Source organism: Myxococcus sp. CA039A (assembly GCF_013336645.1).
In the GTDB taxonomy this organism is placed as follows: Bacteria; Myxococcota; Myxococcia; order Myxococcales; family Myxococcaceae; genus Myxococcus; species Myxococcus llanfairpwllgwyngyllgogerychwyrndrobwllllantysiliogogogochensis.
Genome location: NZ_JABUMQ010000683.1, coordinates 1 through 1,132, shown reverse-complemented (window position 1 = coordinate 1,132; position 1,132 = coordinate 1). Strand labels below are relative to the sequence as shown.

2 protein-coding genes and 1 pseudogene are annotated in these 1,132 nt (G+C 67.3%); 2 read left to right on the top strand and 1 reads right to left on the bottom strand.

Annotation, left to right across the window (positions count from 1 at the left end; genetic code table 11):
- Both HR086_RS47010 and HR086_RS47005 read left to right on the top strand, forming a co-directional pair.
- A pseudogene (locus tag HR086_RS47010) lies at nt 1-247 on the top strand (branched-chain amino acid ABC transporter permease); the annotation flags it as partial.
- Complete coding sequence (locus HR086_RS47005) at nt 244-552, top strand: AzlD domain-containing protein (RefSeq protein WP_174453431.1); 309 nt, start codon at nt 244-246, stop codon at nt 550-552. The pseudogene HR086_RS47010 and the gene HR086_RS47005, both read left to right, overlap by 4 nt.
- 51 nt (nt 553-603) lie before the next feature.
- Here HR086_RS47005 and HR086_RS47000 read toward each other — a convergent pair whose 3' ends face one another.
- A complete protein-coding gene (locus HR086_RS47000) occupies nt 604-867 on the bottom strand; it encodes a hypothetical protein (RefSeq protein WP_174453432.1) in 264 nt (87 codons plus the stop codon).
- Nucleotides 868-1,132: the final 265 nt, after the last annotated feature.

Here is a 1,132-nt window from a genome sequence, read left to right as displayed (position 1 = left end):
CGCGGTGGGCAATCCCGAACTGCTGGGGCTCGACGCGGCGTTCCCCGCGAGCATGCTCGCGCTGCTGCTCCCGTCGCTGCTTCCTCCCAAGGAGGCGGACGCGCCCGATGCGGCGAAGAGCAGGGCCACGAAGGCGCGTCGGGTGGCGCTGGTGGGGGCGCTCATCGCGCTGGTGGCGACGCCGCTGTTGCCCGCGGGTGTGCCGGTGTTGTTGTCGATTCTCGCCGTGGGAGTGGCCCTGCGATGACGCTGTTGCCCATTTTGGTCCTGGCCCTGGGGACGTTTGGTTTTCGCATCGCCGGGCCGCTGTTGAGCGAGCGGCTCCAGTTGTCCGCGAGGGTGCAGGAGCTGATGTCCATGGCGACCATCGCGATGCTGGCGGCGCTCGTGGCCACGTCGACATTGGTGGCGCAGGGAGGCTTCGTGGGGTGGTCGCGGCCGGCGGGGGTGTTCGTCGGCGCGCTCCTGGCCTGGCGGAGGCTGCCCTTCATCGCGGTGGTGGTCGCGGCGGCCGTCACCGCGGCGGGGCTGCGCCTGCTCGGAGTGCGGTAACTCCGAGGGGAAGACGGCCCGCTCCAGGACACGGAGCGGGCCGTGAGCCACTCAGGGACAGGCGCCCTGGTTGTACCGCTTCGGATAGGGCGTCAGGGTGCCCGTGAAGACTGGATCCGCGCCACAGGCGCACTGCATCGTGCCGAGCACCGTCGTATAGGTCTTGTCGTAGTACTTGATGACGTACTGGCTCTCGCAGATGGCCTGTGCGGACACCTCACCCTCGGGCGAGGGGACTTCGTCTCCGCCTTCGTTGCCACCACCGCAGCCCACCAACAGCGCCGCCGCCAGCAGTCCTCCGAGAATGCTTCGCATGCGTCCTCCAGGAACGGGTCTCAGGTGCGTGTTGCACTTCGAGACTAGGTCATTGAACTCATCGCTGAAACCACGCCTCCGATGACGCAGCGCGCGCCCGGGCTTTCAGACAACCGTGGACGAAACATTCAGCCTGTCTAAACCAACGATCTCGATTCTCGCACGACGTCAGGAGGCACGCCTGAGGTCGGCTCGGCGCAGGGATGGACAGGCAGAGCGCTGTGCATTCCGCGCGTTGAGGTAGGCATGTACCCGCACCATGAGC